A 14,155-nucleotide genomic window follows, 5' to 3' on the forward strand; every position below is an offset into this window, starting at 1 on the left:
TCCATGGACATCAACCTCTCGCAGTGCTTCATCGCCGTCGACGACCACGACAAGGCGCTCGCCTTCTACCGCGACGCCCTGGGAATGGAGGTGCGCAACGACGTCGGATTCGAAGGCATGCGGTGGGTGACCGTCGGGTCCCCCGCCCAGCCGGGCGTGGAGATCGTCCTCGAACCGCCCCTCGCGGACCCGAACGCCCCGGCCGCCGACCGCCGGACCATGGCCGAACTGCTCGCCAAGGGCATGCTGCGCGGCGTGATCCTCTCTACCCAGGACGTCGACGCCGCGTTCGAGCGCGTCCGGGCGGCGGGCGGCGAGGTGCTCCAGGAGCCGATCGACCAGCCGTACGGCGTCCGCGACTGCGCCTTCCGCGACCCCTCCGGCAACATGATCCGCATCACCCAGCCCCGCGAGCAGTAGGCCCCGCACGCCCCGCCCGTACGGGCCACGACGAGGGCTCGCGGCCAGGTCGGCGAAGACGCCACGGCCCGGTGCCCGCCCTGGTTGGATCGGGGCGGGCCCTGCCGACATGCCCGACGGCACAGCAAACCCGGCCCCGCGCCCGTACGGGCCACGACGACGGCTCCGGCGCACCAGTGCCCCCCTGATCCAGTGATCCAGCATGGAGAGACGACGAGCATGGCTCCGAGAACGAACGATCAGCAGTCGCCCGCGCCGCACGCCGCCGACAGCCACGACCTGATCCGCGTGCACGGTGCGCGGGAGAACAACCTCAAGGACGTCAGCATCGACCTGCCCAAGCGCCGGCTGACGGTGTTCACGGGCGTCTCCGGATCGGGCAAGAGCTCGCTGGTGTTCAGCACCATCGCCGCGGAGTCCCAGCGGCTGATCAACGAGACGTACAGCGCGTTCGTCCAGGGCTTCATGCCCACGCAGGCCCGGCCCGACGTCGACGTGCTCGACGGGCTGACGACCGCGATCATCGTCGACCAGCAACGGATGGGCAGCGACCCCCGATCCACCGTCGGCACCGCCACCGACGCCAACGCCATGCTGCGCATCCTCTTCAGCCGGCTGGGCACACCGCACATCGGCCCGCCCGGCGCGTTCGCCTTCAACGTCCCCTCGGTGAAGGCGAGCGGCGCGATCACCGTCGAACGCGGCGACAAGAAGGCCGTCAAGGCGACCTTCAGCCGCACCGGCGGCATGTGCACCCGCTGCGAGGGCCGCGGCACGGTCTCCGACATCGACCTCACCCAGCTCTACGACGACTCCAAGTCGATCGCCGAGGGCGCGTTCACCATCCCCGGCTGGAAGTCGGACAGCTGGTGGACCGTGCGCACGTACGCCGAGTCCGGCTTCCTCGACCCGGACAAGCCGATCGCCGAGTTCACCGAGAAGGAGATGCGGGACTTCCTCTACCGGGAGCCGACCAAGGTGAAGGTCGAGGGCGCGAACCTCACCTTCGAGGGGCTGATCCCCAAGATCCAGAAGTCGTTCCTCTCCAAGGACCGCGAGTCGATGCAGCCCCACATCCGGGAGTTCGTCGACCGGGCGGTCACCTTCACCACCTGTCGCGAGTGCGACGGAACCCGGCTCACCGAGGGCGCCCGGTCCTCGAAGATCAAGAAGACCAGCATCGCCGACGCCTGCGCGATGGAGATCCGGGACCTCGCGGAATGGGTCCGCGCCCTGGACGAACCCTCGGTCGCCCCGCTGCTCGCCGCCCTCCAGCAGACCCTCGACTCGTTCGTGGAGATCGGCCTCGGCTACCTCGCCCTGGACCGGCCCTCGGGCACGCTGTCCGGCGGCGAGGCCCAGCGCGTCAAGATGATCCGCCACCTCGGCTCCTCCCTCACCGACGTCACGTACGTCTTCGACGAGCCCACCATCGGCCTGCACCCGCACGACATCCAGCGGATGAACGACCTGCTGCTGCGCCTGCGGGACAAGGGCAACACCGTGCTCGTCGTGGAGCACAAGCCGGAGGCCATCGCCATCGCCGACCACGTGGTCGACCTCGGCCCCGGAGCCGGCACGGCGGGCGGCGCCGTCTGCTTCGAAGGCACCCTGGAAGGGCTGCGCGCCTCCGACACCGTCACCGGCCGCCACCTCGACGACCGGGCCGCCCTGAAGAACGAGGTGCGCAAGCCCACCGGCGCGCTGGAGATCCGCGGTGCGACCTCGCACAACCTCCGCGACGTCGACGTCGACATCCCGCTCGGCGTGCTCACCGTCGTCACCGGTGTCGCCGGCTCCGGCAAGAGTTCACTGGTGCACGGGTCGATCCCGGCGGGCGAAGGCGTCATCTCGATCGACCAGAGCCCCATCCGCGGCTCGCGCCGCAGCAACCCGGCGACGTACACGGGGCTGCTCGACCCGATCCGCAAGGCCTTCGCCAAGGCCAACGGCGTGAAGCCCGCGCTCTTCAGCGCCAACTCGGAGGGGGCCTGCCCCACCTGCAACGGTGCGGGCGTCATCTTCGTCGACCTCGGCATGATGGCCGGCGTCTCCAGCCCCTGCGAGGACTGCGAGGGGAAGCGGTTCCAGGCCTCGGTGCTGGACTACCACCTCGGCGGCCGGGACATCAGCGAGGTGCTCGCGATGTCGGTGGCCGAGGCGGAGGAGTTCTTCGGCCGGGGCGAGGCGAGCGTCCCGGCCGCGCACAAGATCCTGCGGCGCCTCGCGGACGTCGGTCTCGGCTACGTGAGCCTCGGCCAGCCCCTCACCACCCTGTCCGGTGGCGAACGCCAACGCCTGAAACTGGCGACGCACATGGGCGACAAGGGCGGCGTCTACGTCCTCGACGAGCCGACCACCGGCCTGCACCTCGCGGACGTCGAGCAGCTCCTCGGCCTCCTCGACCGGCTGGTCGACTCCGGAAAGTCGGTGATCGTCATCGAGCACCACCAGGCGGTCATGGCCCACGCCGACTGGATCATCGACCTCGGCCCCGGCGCGGGCCACGACGGCGGCACGGTCGTCTTCGAGGGCACCCCGTCCGACCTGGTCGCCGCGCGCTCCACGTTGACGGGCGAGCACCTGGCGGCCTACGTGGGGGAGTGAGGCGGGCCTCCGAGCCCTCTGCGCCTTCTCCGCCCGGCCTCCGGGTCAGGCGGAGAAGGCCCCGCCCTTGACCGCGTCCACGAAGGACGTCCACCCGGCGGCGGGGACCAGCAGGGCGGGCCCGCCGGGGACCTTGGAGTCGCGGACGGGGACGGCGCTGGGGTGGTGGTCCTGGACTTCGAGGCAGCTGCCGCCGTCGCCGTTGCTGTAGGACGACTTGCGCCAGCCGTTGAGGGGCGACGCCGCCGGGATGATCTTGCTAGCCATGGTCTCTGAAGCCCTTCGATGTCGCCTTCAGCACTGCCAGCGACTCCTTCAGCGGCAGCGCGTCGCTCAGGGCGAGAGTGTAGTCGCCCTGAAACGCCTCGACCACGGACGGCGCATCGTGCAACTTCCCCATCCGCAGTCCTTCGCTGTAGGCGACCGGTGGCTGGTCGTCGAACCACATCAGCGTCAACATGCCGTCCAGCAAGGGGTGATACCCGAGCCCCAGGGGAAGCACATGCGTACGGATGCGCTCGGATTCCGTCAGGCCGATGATGTGGTCGATCTGTTCGGCCATCGCTGCGGCACCGCCGACCGGACGACGTAGCACTGCCTCGTCGAGTACGGCCCAGACCGCGGGTGACATCTGGTTCTCGAGAATGTGCGCGCGCTTCAGCCGTGCGACGACCGCCCTGTCACGTTCTGCCGGGCTCATTGAGGGGAACGCCCTCCCGAGGACTGCGCGTGCGTATGCCTCGGTCTGGAGAATGCCTGGAATGAGAGAGGGCGCGAATTCACGGATCACCGTCGCCTGCTGCTCCAGGTGCCCTACCGGCGCGAAGTAGTCCGCGACCGCCTCGTCATCTGCTCCGGGCCGGAAACTGGTGAGCACGTTCCCCGTTCCCAGCGCCATGTCGAGCCGCCGGGCGTCCTCTTCGCTCGGCACCCGCCGACCGGCCTCGATGTGCGAGATGTGGGAGCGAGTCATCAGGGCCAGGTCCGCGAGCTGCTGCTGGGTCAGTCCGGCCGCTTCACGCTGCGCCTTCAACCATGTGCCATAGGTATTACTCACAGCCAACTCCCGTGCGACGAAGCCGTTGTCACTCCGAACCCTCTGGCGAGCCTAGCCGGGCCGACTCCACTCTGTGAGTGGATCACTACGCAGTGAAGAGCTCACCCCCACCCACGGAGTTGACGTCCACATGAACGCACAGTCCCCCGACACCGCACGGTTGCTTCCCTGGACCGGAACGGGAGGCAAGCCCTGTTACGTCGTCGGAAACGGTTCGGGGCACGTATCGCGGACCGCCGACAAGGTCGAGGCCGTACAGCTCGGCATGGCGCTCGAACTCCTCGACCACGCGGACGACCTGCTGGAGGACGACCGGTCCACGGAGGTCCAGCTCCGCCATGTCGCGGCGGCCCTGACGCACTCCCTGCGGGACGTCCACCGCATCGCCCGGAGCAGGGGGCTGAGGCTGGGGATGCCGGACGGCTGCGACGAGGGTGGTCACCCGGCGGGAGGCGGGCCGGTGCGGCTGCGGCCGTGATGCGTCACAGGGGCTCTCCGGGCCGACGGGCGTACGGACAGGCCGGGCCGGGTCGCCGGACCCCGGCTGCTCACGACGGCGCGACCCGGTCGCGCAGCCAGGTTTCCACACCGCTGACCGCCGTCCTCGCCATGGCCGTGGGATGGCCCGTGAAGCCGTGGGGCGACGCGGGGTAGATCCGGATCTCGACGTCGTTGCCCGCCGCCGACAGCCGGCCGGCCAGCGCCAGGTTGTCCTCCAGCAGCACGTCCTCGCCTCCGACGACCAGCAGCGTCGGGGGGAGCCCGCCCAGATCGCCGTAGAGGGGGGAGACGTCGGGGGCGGCGCGGTCGGCCACATGGCCGGCGTAGGCCTGGATGAAGTACTCGTCCGCGATGCGGCGACCGGCCGGGGTCTGTGCGCTCAGGTCGTATGTGCCGAACTGGAGCGCTCCGCCGGCGAATCGGCCGACGCGGCCTCTGTCCCTCAGCCGGAGCAGGGTCGCCAGGGCGAGTGTGGCCCCCGCGGAGCTTCCGCCGATCGTGAGCCGCGACGTGCCGAAGCGGGCTTCGGCCTCCGCGACGAGCCAGAGCGCCACTGCTTCGCAGTCGTCGGGCGCCGCCGGCCAGGGGTGCTCGGGCGCGAGCCGGTAGTCGACGCTGACGACGGCGATGCCCAAGGCGTCCGAGAGTTCGCGGTTGCGCACGTCCCCCTGTGCCGCGGAGCCCATGAAGAAGCCGCCGCCGTGGATGTCCAGGCAGACAGCCCGGGGTGGGCCGCCGGACGGCAGGAAGATCCGGACGGGGACGCGCACTCCGGCGGCCTCGATCGTCTCCTCGACGGCAGGGGGGACGGCGGCGCGGGGAGCGGGTCTGTTCGCCCGTGCCTCCTTCAGCTCCTCGAACGAGCCGGGCCCACGGCCCGCCGCTCTCGACCGGTAGAAGTCGCGAGCTTCGTCGACCTGCTCCGCGGGCACCTCGGCGAGCAGTGCGTCCAGCGCGAACCGCACGGCCTCTCCCTTCACTCGGGTCGCCCGCCACGTTAACGCCGCCGGACTACGGGGCCGTTGACGTACGGCACTGCCACCGGGCCTTCTTGAGCCTCCCGGGCGGCCGAGTGCGCGACGTCGAGAAGCCCGCTGACCGTCACGGCGGTGGCGGCGACTGCCGCGTTGAACGGCCGACGACCGGCCGTGGCTGCTTGGCCCGTCCGCCCCTCCGCCCGAGGGGAGAACCCTTCGCCCGTGCTCGCCCGGTCCGATACGGTCGCCGGATCGTTTCCCCGGCGGGGCCCCTGAGCCGCATGGGGTGCCCTCCCGGCGGGCTCCCTACCGGAAGCGGGATTCGTCCATGGCGTGTCGGATCAGTGAACTCGTCCTGGGCTGCCGCGATCCCGAGGTGCTGGCGCGGTTCTGGCGCGAGGTCCTGGACTTCGTCGTGCTCGACCGCGAGGACGACGGCACGCTGGAGATCGGGCCGCGCGAAGGGTTCGGCGGCCCCCAGCCGACGATCATTTTCAGTCGCAGGGACGAGCCGGAGCCGGGCAAGTCCCGGCTGCACATCGACCTCAACGCGACGGACCGCGACCAGGGCGCCGAACTCGAACGCCTTCTGGAGCTCGGTGCGCGCCCGGCAGACATCGGCCAGACGGGGCAGGAGCAGTGGCACATCCTGGCCGACCCGGAGGGCAACGAGTTCTGCCTGCTCAAGGCCCGCCTCAACCCGCTCTGAGACCGACCGGGCAGGGCAGGCCCCGCCGGCTGCCCGCGGTCAGCCGTGGTCGGCGGGGCGGCGGGCCATCCAGATCTCACGGGTCGACCGTACGGCGAGGTCGTCCCGGTGGCGTACGTCCAGCGGCCCGCCGTCGAGGAGCCGGTCGAGCGCGGCCAGGTCCTCGGGACCGACGCGCCCGTCCAGAGCGCCGCGGACCCGTTCGAAGACCAGGTAGGCGTACCGGCCTGCACCCTCGGGCAGCGGGGAGCGCAGTTCCCACCGCTCGGCGCGTTCCTGCTCCACGGGAAGGCCCGCCGCTGCGAGCAGGGCGCCCCAGTCGGCGCGCATGTGCGGCAGGTGCTCGGTGCGCAGGGCGTTGAGCACCTCGCGGCAGCGGGCCTCCAGGCCGCCGGAGCTGCCGTCCTCGGGGAGGAACCACGGCGTGCCGTCGACCTCCGCGACGGCCAGCAGCCCGCCGGGGCGCAGGGCGGCGCGGATGCCGGCCAGGGCGGTGGCGGGGTCGTCCAGGTGGTGCAGAGAGGCCGACGCCCAGACGAGGTCGGCATCGACGACACCCGGCAGCCCCGCGCCCGCGTCGGCCTCCAGCGTGCGCACCCGGTCGCCCAGCCCCCGGTCCCTGGCCGTCCCGGCGAGCCGGTCGAGCATGGCGGGGGAGCTGTCGACGGCGGTCACCCGGGCGGCGGGGAAGCGCTCCAACAGGGCGAACGTGCCGGTACCGGTGCCCGCGCCGATGTCCACGATGTGCCGGACGTCGTCTCCGGCCAGACAGGCGATACGGCCGGTGAGCGCGGTCAGGTGGGGGGCGAACAGTGCGGCGTCGAGGTCGAGGATCTCGGGAAGACCGTTGGGCGGTTCGCCGGGAGTGGCGGGGGCGTCGGCGGCGCCGGGGTGGGGTGCGGCGTGTGCGGGGGAACGGTGCCCGGAGTGCCCGGGGCGGTGTGCGTGAGCCATGGAACCGACCCTACGAAGAACTTTCGCTATCCGCACACCATCTTGCCGAAAACGCAAGATAAAGAGAGCCTGGGCAGCCTCGCGCGCAAACGGATCAGGGCGATCAGGGCGCTGTGCTCGGCGCACGGCTGGTCGCTCGACGACCTCCCGGCCCGCAGCCGCCTGAGCCCGTCCGCGCTCAGCCGCATCGAGACCGGCCACCACGGGATCGCGCTCGACCGGCTCACGGCCGGCGTCCGGTGACGTGATGCAGGGCCTCGACGGTCCACTGTCCTCGGATCAGTCGGGTGAGTTACGCGCTGGCGCGGCCGACCGGGCGGCCTGCTCGATCTTCGCGCGGTGGGCTGCACGGGCGTCCTCGTCGATTTGCTGCTCGTGTTCGGCGCGCAGCCCGGTCCGGCCGTCGAGGCCCTCGCGCAGAATGTCGGCGTGCCCGGCATGCCGAACGGTCTCACTGAGGACATGGGTCATAACAGCGAACAGGTTCGTTTTGAGGTGAGGCTCCGGCCACCACGGCACGTGGCCGGGGGCGTCGAGGGGAAGCTCGTTGATCGTCGCGTCCGAGCGTTCCCACGTGCGCCGGTAGAATCCGATGATCTGATCGCGGGTCTCGCCCTCGGCTGCCCACTGATCGCTGCCGTCGGAGTCCTGCCACCGGGGCAGCGGTTCTGGGGAAGGGCGGTCGAAGACCTCGCCGAAGTACCTGGCTTCGACCAGAGACACGTGTTTGACCAGGCCGAGGAGGTTGGTCCCGGTCGCTGTCAAAGGTCGGCGGACGTCGTATTCGGACAAGCCGTCGAGTTTCCAGAGCAGCGCCTGGCGGTCCCGCCGCAGTCTCCCGTGCAGGTTGTCTTTCGCGAATTCACCGATCATGCGGCATGAGCCTGCCATGGGTTGTTCGTAGTCTCAAGGTCCGGTATGTGGTCCGCAACGGCGGGCAGAGTCGAGGCCTGGCCGTGGTCTCCGCCCTGACCTGCTGCCAAGAAGCTCGCAAAACTTGCCACGTTAGACAAGCTCCAAGACCGTGGCTTATGTGGTGAGTCGGTTGTTGGGCTCGGCGTGGGGCGGGGCGCGTGGCGTTGGATCGTTCCGGACGGGTTGTGGGAGATCGCGGAGCCGCTGATCCCGCCGTCGAAGGCGTGTCCTGCGTCCCACCACCGTTGCATCCTGCCCGGCTTCCAGACCTGCGTGGTACCTGGTGAGGTCGTCGTCATCCTGCCATAAGGCCATCTTGTACTCTCTGAGCAATTTCGGCGAGCTCGGTCTCCTTCTCGGCGGGCATTGCATAATCCTGTTCTCTTACGCGCGCGAGAAATTCATCCGGCAGTCGCCCGCGGTGTTTCCATACGTAGAACCAGAGGTCGCCTCGCCAGACCCAGTTGCCGTCGCTGAAGAGTGAGTCTCCGCCGAGTATGGTCTCCCTGAGTCCAGTGCATCTTCGGAAGAGCTCATTACGCTAAGCAGTTCATATCCTGCCAGGAGATATTCGGTGATCTCCTTGGCGTCCTCGTAGTAATTGGATGCAACGTATTCCAGAGCCTTGTAGAAGGCAGGAAGACCCGCCGAAACTGCTGTAGATGTCGCCTGCGGCCGTGGCGATCCTTGCGCCGTCCTTGGTCAGCGCGGTCACCTTCGTGTCCAACAGGGCCGGATCACCGGTGAAGACGGGGGAGGCTCGCCAGATTGACCAGCTCGTTCTCGCTCACTTTCCGGCTCTCATGTCCTTGAGCAGGTCAAGACGGACGGTCTTCGCGGCGTTCTGAGCCTGCTTCGTGTCGAGGTCACCCTCCACGTACTCGTTCGTCGCAGTCGCCGCGCCCAGCACCCGTGATGGTCCGGACGCATGCCCACCGGTTCGAGCAGCCCGCCCCTGCCCGTGCCCGCGGGCCATCCGGTCGCGGCTGCCGCCGGCTCCCCGGCTAGTGCGCGCACGAGCGCCTCCGCAGCAAGGCGTCCCTCCGGGGACCGTTTCGTCGTGCGGCGGGCGGTCGACGGTGGACGCGGACCCGGACGTCGGCGCCGGCCGGATCGCGGGCCCGAGCACCCGCCCGGCCCGAGCACCCGCCCGGCCCGGACGCCCGTTCACCCCTGCCGCAACGCGAACCACAACTCCGCCCGCACGTCCATGTCGTCCAGGTCCATGCCCAGCAACTCCCCGCACCGCCGGACGCGTTGGCGGACGGTGTTCCGGTGGACCGAGAGCGCCACCGCCGTGCGGTCCCAGTTGCCGTGGAGGGAGAGCCAGCACCGCAGGGTGGCGGCCAGAGGCGAGGTGAGCGGGGCGAGCAGGGCGCGGGCGTGGGCGGCGGCCTGCTCGGGCGGGACCAGGGCGGCGAGGCCGCCGCTCGCCGGGGTGTCCACCGCGAGCTGGGCGCGGGTCGCCTCCGCGTGGGCCAGCGCGCGGGCGGCCAGGGCGTCGGCGGCGTCGAGAGCGGTGACGGGGGTGGGGGCCGACGCACCGAGCGTCCAGCCGGGCTGCGGGGTCAGGGTCGTGGCCGGGGTGGAAGTCGTCGCGGCGGTGGCCTCCGGGGCGAAGCCCTTCGAGGCCGGCTCTTCAGAGGCCGCCACCTCCGCCCCCGTTGCCTCCGCGCCCGCCACCTCCGCCCCCGTCGCCACCGCGCTCCGCCGCGCCTCCGCGCTCCGTCCCGCCCCGGAGGCGGCAGGCCCCGCCACGCCCGCTCGCCCCGCCACGTCGGCAGCCGCCGCCCCGGCAGTCGCCCCGGGCACCGGCACCAGTACGCGCACCGCGTCGCCGCCGTCCCGTCCCGCGTCGACCAGGGCCGAACCCAGGGCCGCGCCGAGGGCGCCCGCCGTCAGGGCGTCCGCCGCACTGCCGTCCGTGCGCCGGGCGTGGACCACCGTCCAGAGGCCGCCGGAACCGCCCGAGTCGTCGGAGCCGCCCACGTCGCCCACGTCGCCCGGGTCACCGCAGCCACCGCGCCCACCGCGCCCACCGCGCCCGTCGGTGCCGCCGGGCGCGAGCAGCGGCGCCACCTCGGCGGGGGAGGAGCCCAGCAGCAGGCGGACCAGGGCCGCCGATCGGCCCGCCGCGTCCGCGCCCTGGTGCGGGGCGGCCAGAAGGGAGAGCAGGACCGCCGCGATGCCCGCCACCGTGTGGTCCCCGGGCTCGCGCTGGGGGGCCGCCAGGGCCAGGACGAGGCCCTCGCCGCCGCCGAGCGCGTACGCGGAGAGGTGCGTGCCGCCGTGGGCGTCGGTGGCCGAGGCGGGGGAGCCGGGGCGCTGGCGGGCGACCACGCGGGCCAGCCGGGTCAGCGCGGCGGCCGCCTCCGGGGGCGGGCGGCGGCCCGCCGCGTGGATCTCCTCGCCCCGCGCCGTGAGCAGGACCGCCCGGCCGGTCAGCTGGGCCGCGAGCTGGTGCAGGAGGGCTGGTACGGCATCGGGCCGGGCCGCGGCCGACGCCAGGGCCTGCTGGGCGCGGTTCACCCGGCGCAGCTCGCGGTGGCGCGCCTCGGCCATCAGCTGCCACACCGCCCGCGCGATCGCGGTGAACGGGGTCGCGGGCGGCACCTCCAGCAGGGGCAGACCGTGCCGCTCGCAGGCCTCGACCAGCGCCTGGGGGACCGTCTCGTGCACCGGCCGCACCCCGAAACCGAGGGCGGAGGCCCCCGCCTCCACCAGCCGGGCGACGTAGCGGTCCGGGTCCGTGAGCAGCACTCCCGCGCTCAGCAGCAGCTCGCCGCCGAGCAGGTACGGGTAGGGGTCGGCCATCTCGGAGGTGTGCACCCACAGGACGTCGGCCCGGTCGGGACCGGCGATCCGGCGCAGCCCCAGCTCCTCGCGCGCCAGGAGGGCGGTGAGCGGGATCGGCGGGGTCGGCGGACCGGTGGGGCCCGCCGGAGCGGGTGCGAAAGGAGGGGGCGGCGTGTCCAGCATGGACAGATCATCCGTTCAAGGCGTCGAGAATGGAGGAAACGTACACTTCAGCGACGGCCTCCCGCGACCTACCGTCGTCCTCGCACACCCCTGTGCCGCGCGGAACGGGCGGAGGGAGACCCACGAGGCGCCCGATGGCCCCGCCCTCGCCGCGCGGGACGAAACGGGGTGCGGTACGGCCCCGGCGGCGTACCGCACCCCGCGCCCCGCACGCATGAGACCGTACGCAACCGAAGGAAAGGCACCCCCCCCATGAGCAGCACCGACGCGCCGCGCGGCCCCATCGACTCCTCCCGCGTCCCCCGGTACGCCGGGCCCGCGACGTTCGCCCGGCTGCCCCGGCTCGACGAGGTCGGCCGGACCGACGTCGCCGTGGTCGGCGTGCCCTTCGACACCGGGGTCTCCTACCGGCCCGGGGCCCGCTTCGGCGGCAACGCGATCCGTGAGGCGTCCCGGCTGCTGCGCCCGTACAACCCGGCCCAGGACGCCTCCCCGTTCGCCCTCGCGCAGGTCGCCGACGCCGGGGACGTCGCGGCCAACCCGTTCGACATCCACGAGGCCGTCGAGACGATCGAGGGCGCTGCCGACGACCTGCTGGGCACCGGCGCACGCCTCATGACGCTCGGCGGCGACCACACCATCGCCCTGCCGCTCCTGCGTTCCGTCGCCAAGAAGCACGGGCCCGTCGCCCTGCTCCACTTCGACGCGCACCTGGACACCTGGGACACCTACTTCGGGGCCGAGTACACCCACGGCACCCCCTTCCGCCGGGCGGTCGAGGAGGGCGTCCTCGACACCTCCGCGCTCTCCCACGTCGGCACCCGCGGCCCGCTGTACGGCAAGCAGGACCTGACCGACGACGAGAAGATGGGCTTCGGCATCGTCACCTCCGCCGACGTGATGCGCCGTGGAGTCGACGAGATCGCCGACCAGCTGCGTCAGCGGATCGGTGACCGCCCGCTCTACATATCCATCGACATCGACGTCCTGGACCCGGCGCACGCCCCGGGCACCGGCACCCCGGAGGCCGGCGGCCTCACCTCCCGCGAGCTGCTGGAGATCCTGCGCGGCCTCGCCTCCTGCCACCTGGTCTCCGCCGACCTGGTGGAGGTGGCTCCCGCGTACGACCACGCCGAGATCACCTCCGTGGCCGCCTCGCACGCCGCCTACGAGCTGACGACGATCATGTCCCGGCAGATCGCCGCTGCGAAGGTAGCCAAGGAAGCCAAGGGAACCGAGGAAGCCAAGTGAGTCATGATCACGACGACCGGCCGCGGCTCACCCCCGCCCAGGCCGCGGCAGCGCTGAGCCCGCCGCCCGGCCGCACCGGCGGCGACCTCGTCGTCGAGTCCCTCCAGGGGCTGGGCGCGACCACCGTCTTCGGGCTCCCCGGCCAGCACGCGCTCGGCGTGTTCGACGCGCTGCGCCGCTCCTGCCTCCGCTACGTGGGGCTCCGCGTCGAGAACAACGCGGGCTTCGCCGCCGACGCGTACGGCCGGATCACCGGCGAGGTCGCGCCGCTGCTGCTGTCCACCGGGCCCGGCGCGCTGACCTCGCTCGCCGCGCTCCAGGAGGCGGCCGCCGCGTCGGCGCCCGTGCTCGCGATCACCAGCCAGGTCCCCGCCGCCGGGCTCGGGGGCGGCCGGCACGGCTTCCTCCACGAGCTGCGCGACCAGCAGGCCTCGGTCCGCGACATCGTGAAATCCGTGCACACCGTGCGGACCGCCTCGCAGATCCCCTCCGCGATCGCCGCCGCCTGGGAGTCCGCGCTGAGCGCCCCGCACGGGCCGGTCTGGGTGGAGATCCCGCAGGACGTGCTGGTGGCCGAGACGTCGCTGCCGGTCGTCAGCGCCATGGACGCCACCCCGCGCGAGCTGTACCCGCGCCCCGAGCTGACGGTCGCCGCCGCGCACCTGCTGACGAACGCCGAACGCCCGGTGATCGTCGCGGGCGGCGGAGTCGTACGCTCCGACGCCTCCGGCAAGCTGCGCGCCCTGGCCGAGAAGATCAGCGCCCCCGTCGTGACCACCTTCGGGGGCAAGGGCGCGTTCCCCTGGGAACACCCGCTGTCCCTGCGCTCCTGGCTGGAGGACCGGCACACCACGGACTTCCTGGAGGACGCGGACGTCCTGCTCGTCGTCGGCTCCGGCCTGGGCGAGCTGTCCTCGAACTACCACACGTTCCGCCCGCGCGGCCGGGTGATCCAGATCGAGGCCGACGCCGGGAAGCTGGAGTCCAACCACCCGGCCCTCGGCATCCACTCCGACGCCCGCGAGGCGCTCGCCGACCTGCTGGAGGCGGTGGAGCCCCGCGAGGACGCCTCGGCCGCCGAGCGGGTGCGCACGGTGCTGGAGAGGGTTCGGTCCCGGATCGACGCCCAGGACCTCGCCCTGGAGCAGCAGGTCCTCGCCGCCGTCCGGGAGGCGCTGCCCGACACCGCGCCCAGCTTCTGGGACATGACGATCCTGGCGTACTGGGCCTGGTCCGCCTTCGACGCCCGGCGCCCCAACACGATGCACTCCGCCCAGGGCGCGGGCGGCCTCGGCTACGGCTTCCCCGCGGCCGTCGGCGCGGCCGTCGCCGACCCGACGAATCCCGTGCTCGCGGTCTCCGGCGACGGCGGTGCGATGTACTCCCTCGCGGAGCTGGCCACCGCCCGCCAGTACGACCTGCCCCTGACCTGGCTGATCGTCGACGACGGCGGCTACGGCATCCTGCGCGAGTACATGACGGAGGCCTTCGGGGAGACCACCGCGACCGAGCTGACCCGTCCGGACTTCGTCGCCCTCGCCCAGTCCTTCGGCGTTCCCGCCGTCCGGACGACGCCCGAGTCCCTCGCCGCCGACCTGGCGAAGGCGCTGGCGGCCCCGGGACCGTCCGTCGTCGTGCTCCCCGCCCTGCTGAGGATGTTCGAGCCGACGCATCTGTAGGCCTCCGGCCCCGTTCGCCGCCCGTTCGTCCCGCCGCCCCGTTCGAGGCGGCGGGATGAAAACCGCGTCCCGGGGCGTTGGTGCCTTCCGGTAGATCAGGTGGGAC

Annotated in this window: 14 protein-coding genes and 1 pseudogene; 8 read left to right on the forward strand and 7 right to left on the reverse strand. The window is 72.1% G+C overall.

Features of this window, described 5'->3' with window-relative positions:
- Positions 1-3: 3 nt before the first annotated feature.
- Complete coding sequence (locus tag V9U70_RS30320) at positions 4-420, forward strand: VOC family protein (protein ID WP_336680379.1); 417 nt, start codon at positions 4-6, stop codon at positions 418-420.
- Between the two features lie 219 nt (positions 421-639).
- Entirely contained in the window at positions 640-3,027 is a 2,388-nt protein-coding gene (locus V9U70_RS30325) for an excinuclease ABC subunit UvrA (RefSeq protein ID WP_336680380.1), read from the forward strand.
- A 45-nt stretch (positions 3,028-3,072) separates the two neighbouring features.
- Here V9U70_RS30325 and V9U70_RS30330 read toward each other — a convergent pair whose 3' ends face one another.
- Positions 3,073-3,294, reverse strand: a complete 222-nt coding sequence (locus tag V9U70_RS30330; RefSeq protein WP_336680381.1) for a DUF397 domain-containing protein — start codon at positions 3,292-3,294, stop codon at positions 3,073-3,075.
- Positions 3,287-4,084 carry a helix-turn-helix domain-containing protein gene (locus V9U70_RS30335; RefSeq protein ID WP_336680382.1) on the reverse strand — a complete coding sequence of 266 codons (798 nt, stop codon included), beginning with the start codon at positions 4,082-4,084 and terminating at the stop codon, positions 3,287-3,289. The genes V9U70_RS30330 and V9U70_RS30335 overlap by 8 nt, the downstream gene beginning before the upstream one ends.
- Positions 4,085-4,214: 130 nt before the next feature.
- Here V9U70_RS30335 and V9U70_RS30340 point away from each other — a divergent pair, with 130 nt between their 5' ends.
- Positions 4,215-4,562 (forward strand): hypothetical protein, encoded by a 348-nt coding sequence (locus V9U70_RS30340; protein ID WP_336680383.1) that lies wholly within the window; start codon positions 4,215-4,217, stop codon positions 4,560-4,562.
- A 70-nt stretch (positions 4,563-4,632) separates the two neighbouring features.
- On the opposite strand, the gene V9U70_RS30345 is transcribed toward V9U70_RS30340, so the two are convergent.
- Positions 4,633-5,550 (reverse strand): alpha/beta hydrolase, encoded by a 918-nt coding sequence (locus tag V9U70_RS30345; protein WP_336680384.1) that lies wholly within the window; start codon positions 5,548-5,550, stop codon positions 4,633-4,635.
- Positions 5,551-5,890: 340 nt separating this feature from the next.
- Between V9U70_RS30345 and V9U70_RS30350 the strand changes: the two genes are divergently transcribed.
- Positions 5,891-6,271: a VOC family protein gene (locus V9U70_RS30350; protein ID WP_336680385.1), complete on the forward strand. Its 381-nt coding sequence runs from the start codon at positions 5,891-5,893 to the stop codon at positions 6,269-6,271.
- A 39-nt stretch (positions 6,272-6,310) separates the two neighbouring features.
- On the opposite strand, the gene V9U70_RS30355 is transcribed toward V9U70_RS30350, so the two are convergent.
- Positions 6,311-7,225, reverse strand: coding sequence for a class I SAM-dependent methyltransferase (locus V9U70_RS30355; protein WP_336680386.1), 915 nt, complete (start codon positions 7,223-7,225; stop codon positions 6,311-6,313).
- Here V9U70_RS30355 and V9U70_RS30360 point away from each other — a divergent pair.
- Positions 7,217-7,468 carry a helix-turn-helix domain-containing protein gene (locus V9U70_RS30360; protein ID WP_336680387.1) on the forward strand — a complete coding sequence of 84 codons (252 nt, stop codon included), beginning with the start codon at positions 7,217-7,219 and terminating at the stop codon, positions 7,466-7,468. The genes V9U70_RS30355 and V9U70_RS30360 overlap by 9 nt on opposite strands.
- A 36-nt stretch (positions 7,469-7,504) precedes the next feature.
- Here the strand turns inward: V9U70_RS30360 and V9U70_RS30365 are convergent, their stop codons facing one another.
- The gene (locus V9U70_RS30365; RefSeq protein WP_336680388.1) at positions 7,505-8,098 is read right to left on the reverse strand and encodes a DinB family protein; all 594 of its coding nucleotides are present in this window, start codon (positions 8,096-8,098) and stop codon (positions 7,505-7,507) included.
- Positions 8,099-8,284: 186 nt separating this feature from the next.
- Here V9U70_RS30365 and V9U70_RS30655 point away from each other — a divergent pair.
- Positions 8,285-8,371 (forward strand): annotated as a pseudogene (locus V9U70_RS30655) (IS5/IS1182 family transposase); the annotation flags it as partial.
- Between the two features lie 556 nt (positions 8,372-8,927).
- On the opposite strand, the gene V9U70_RS30660 reads toward V9U70_RS30655, so the two are convergent.
- Entirely contained in the window at positions 8,928-9,311 is a 384-nt protein-coding gene (locus V9U70_RS30660; protein ID WP_419724054.1) for a hypothetical protein, read from the reverse strand.
- Positions 9,308-11,119, reverse strand: a complete 1,812-nt coding sequence (locus V9U70_RS30370; RefSeq protein WP_336680389.1) for a PucR family transcriptional regulator — start codon at positions 11,117-11,119, stop codon at positions 9,308-9,310. The genes V9U70_RS30660 and V9U70_RS30370 overlap by 4 nt, the downstream gene beginning before the upstream one ends.
- A 252-nt stretch (positions 11,120-11,371) precedes the next feature.
- On the opposite strand from V9U70_RS30370, the gene speB reads away from it, so the two are divergent.
- Positions 11,372-12,370 carry an agmatinase gene (gene speB, locus V9U70_RS30375; RefSeq protein ID WP_336680390.1) on the forward strand — a complete coding sequence of 333 codons (999 nt, stop codon included), beginning with the start codon at positions 11,372-11,374 and terminating at the stop codon, positions 12,368-12,370.
- Positions 12,367-14,049, forward strand: a complete 1,683-nt coding sequence (locus V9U70_RS30380; RefSeq protein ID WP_336680391.1) for a thiamine pyrophosphate-binding protein — start codon at positions 12,367-12,369, stop codon at positions 14,047-14,049. The genes speB and V9U70_RS30380 overlap by 4 nt, the downstream gene beginning before the upstream one ends.
- Positions 14,050-14,155: the final 106 nt, after the last annotated feature.

Source organism: Streptomyces pratensis (assembly GCF_037137275.1).
Lineage (GTDB): Bacteria > Actinomycetota > Actinomycetes > Streptomycetales > Streptomycetaceae > Streptomyces > Streptomyces pratensis_B.

What these genes read in the sequence shown, in the direction of transcription:
- V9U70_RS30370 (WP_336680389.1), bottom strand. Translation starts at nt 11,119, where the DNA reads ATGCTGGACACGCCGCCCCCTCCTTTCGCACCCGCTCCGGCGGGCCCC.
- speB (WP_336680390.1), top strand. Translation starts at nt 11,372, where the DNA reads ATGAGCAGCACCGACGCGCCGCGCGGCCCCATCGACTCCTCCCGCGTC.
- V9U70_RS30340 (WP_336680383.1), top strand. Translation starts at nt 4,215, where the DNA reads ATGAACGCACAGTCCCCCGACACCGCACGGTTGCTTCCCTGGACCGGA.
- V9U70_RS30355 (WP_336680386.1), bottom strand. Translation starts at nt 7,225, where the DNA reads ATGGCTCACGCACACCGCCCCGGGCACTCCGGGCACCGTTCCCCCGCA.
- V9U70_RS30330 (WP_336680381.1), bottom strand. Translation starts at nt 3,294, where the DNA reads ATGGCTAGCAAGATCATCCCGGCGGCGTCGCCCCTCAACGGCTGGCGC.
- V9U70_RS30325 (WP_336680380.1), top strand. Translation starts at nt 640, where the DNA reads ATGGCTCCGAGAACGAACGATCAGCAGTCGCCCGCGCCGCACGCCGCC.
- V9U70_RS30320 (WP_336680379.1), top strand. Translation starts at nt 4, where the DNA reads ATGGACATCAACCTCTCGCAGTGCTTCATCGCCGTCGACGACCACGAC.
- V9U70_RS30365 (WP_336680388.1), bottom strand. Translation starts at nt 8,098, where the DNA reads ATGATCGGTGAATTCGCGAAAGACAACCTGCACGGGAGACTGCGGCGG.
- V9U70_RS30350 (WP_336680385.1), top strand. Translation starts at nt 5,891, where the DNA reads ATGGCGTGTCGGATCAGTGAACTCGTCCTGGGCTGCCGCGATCCCGAG.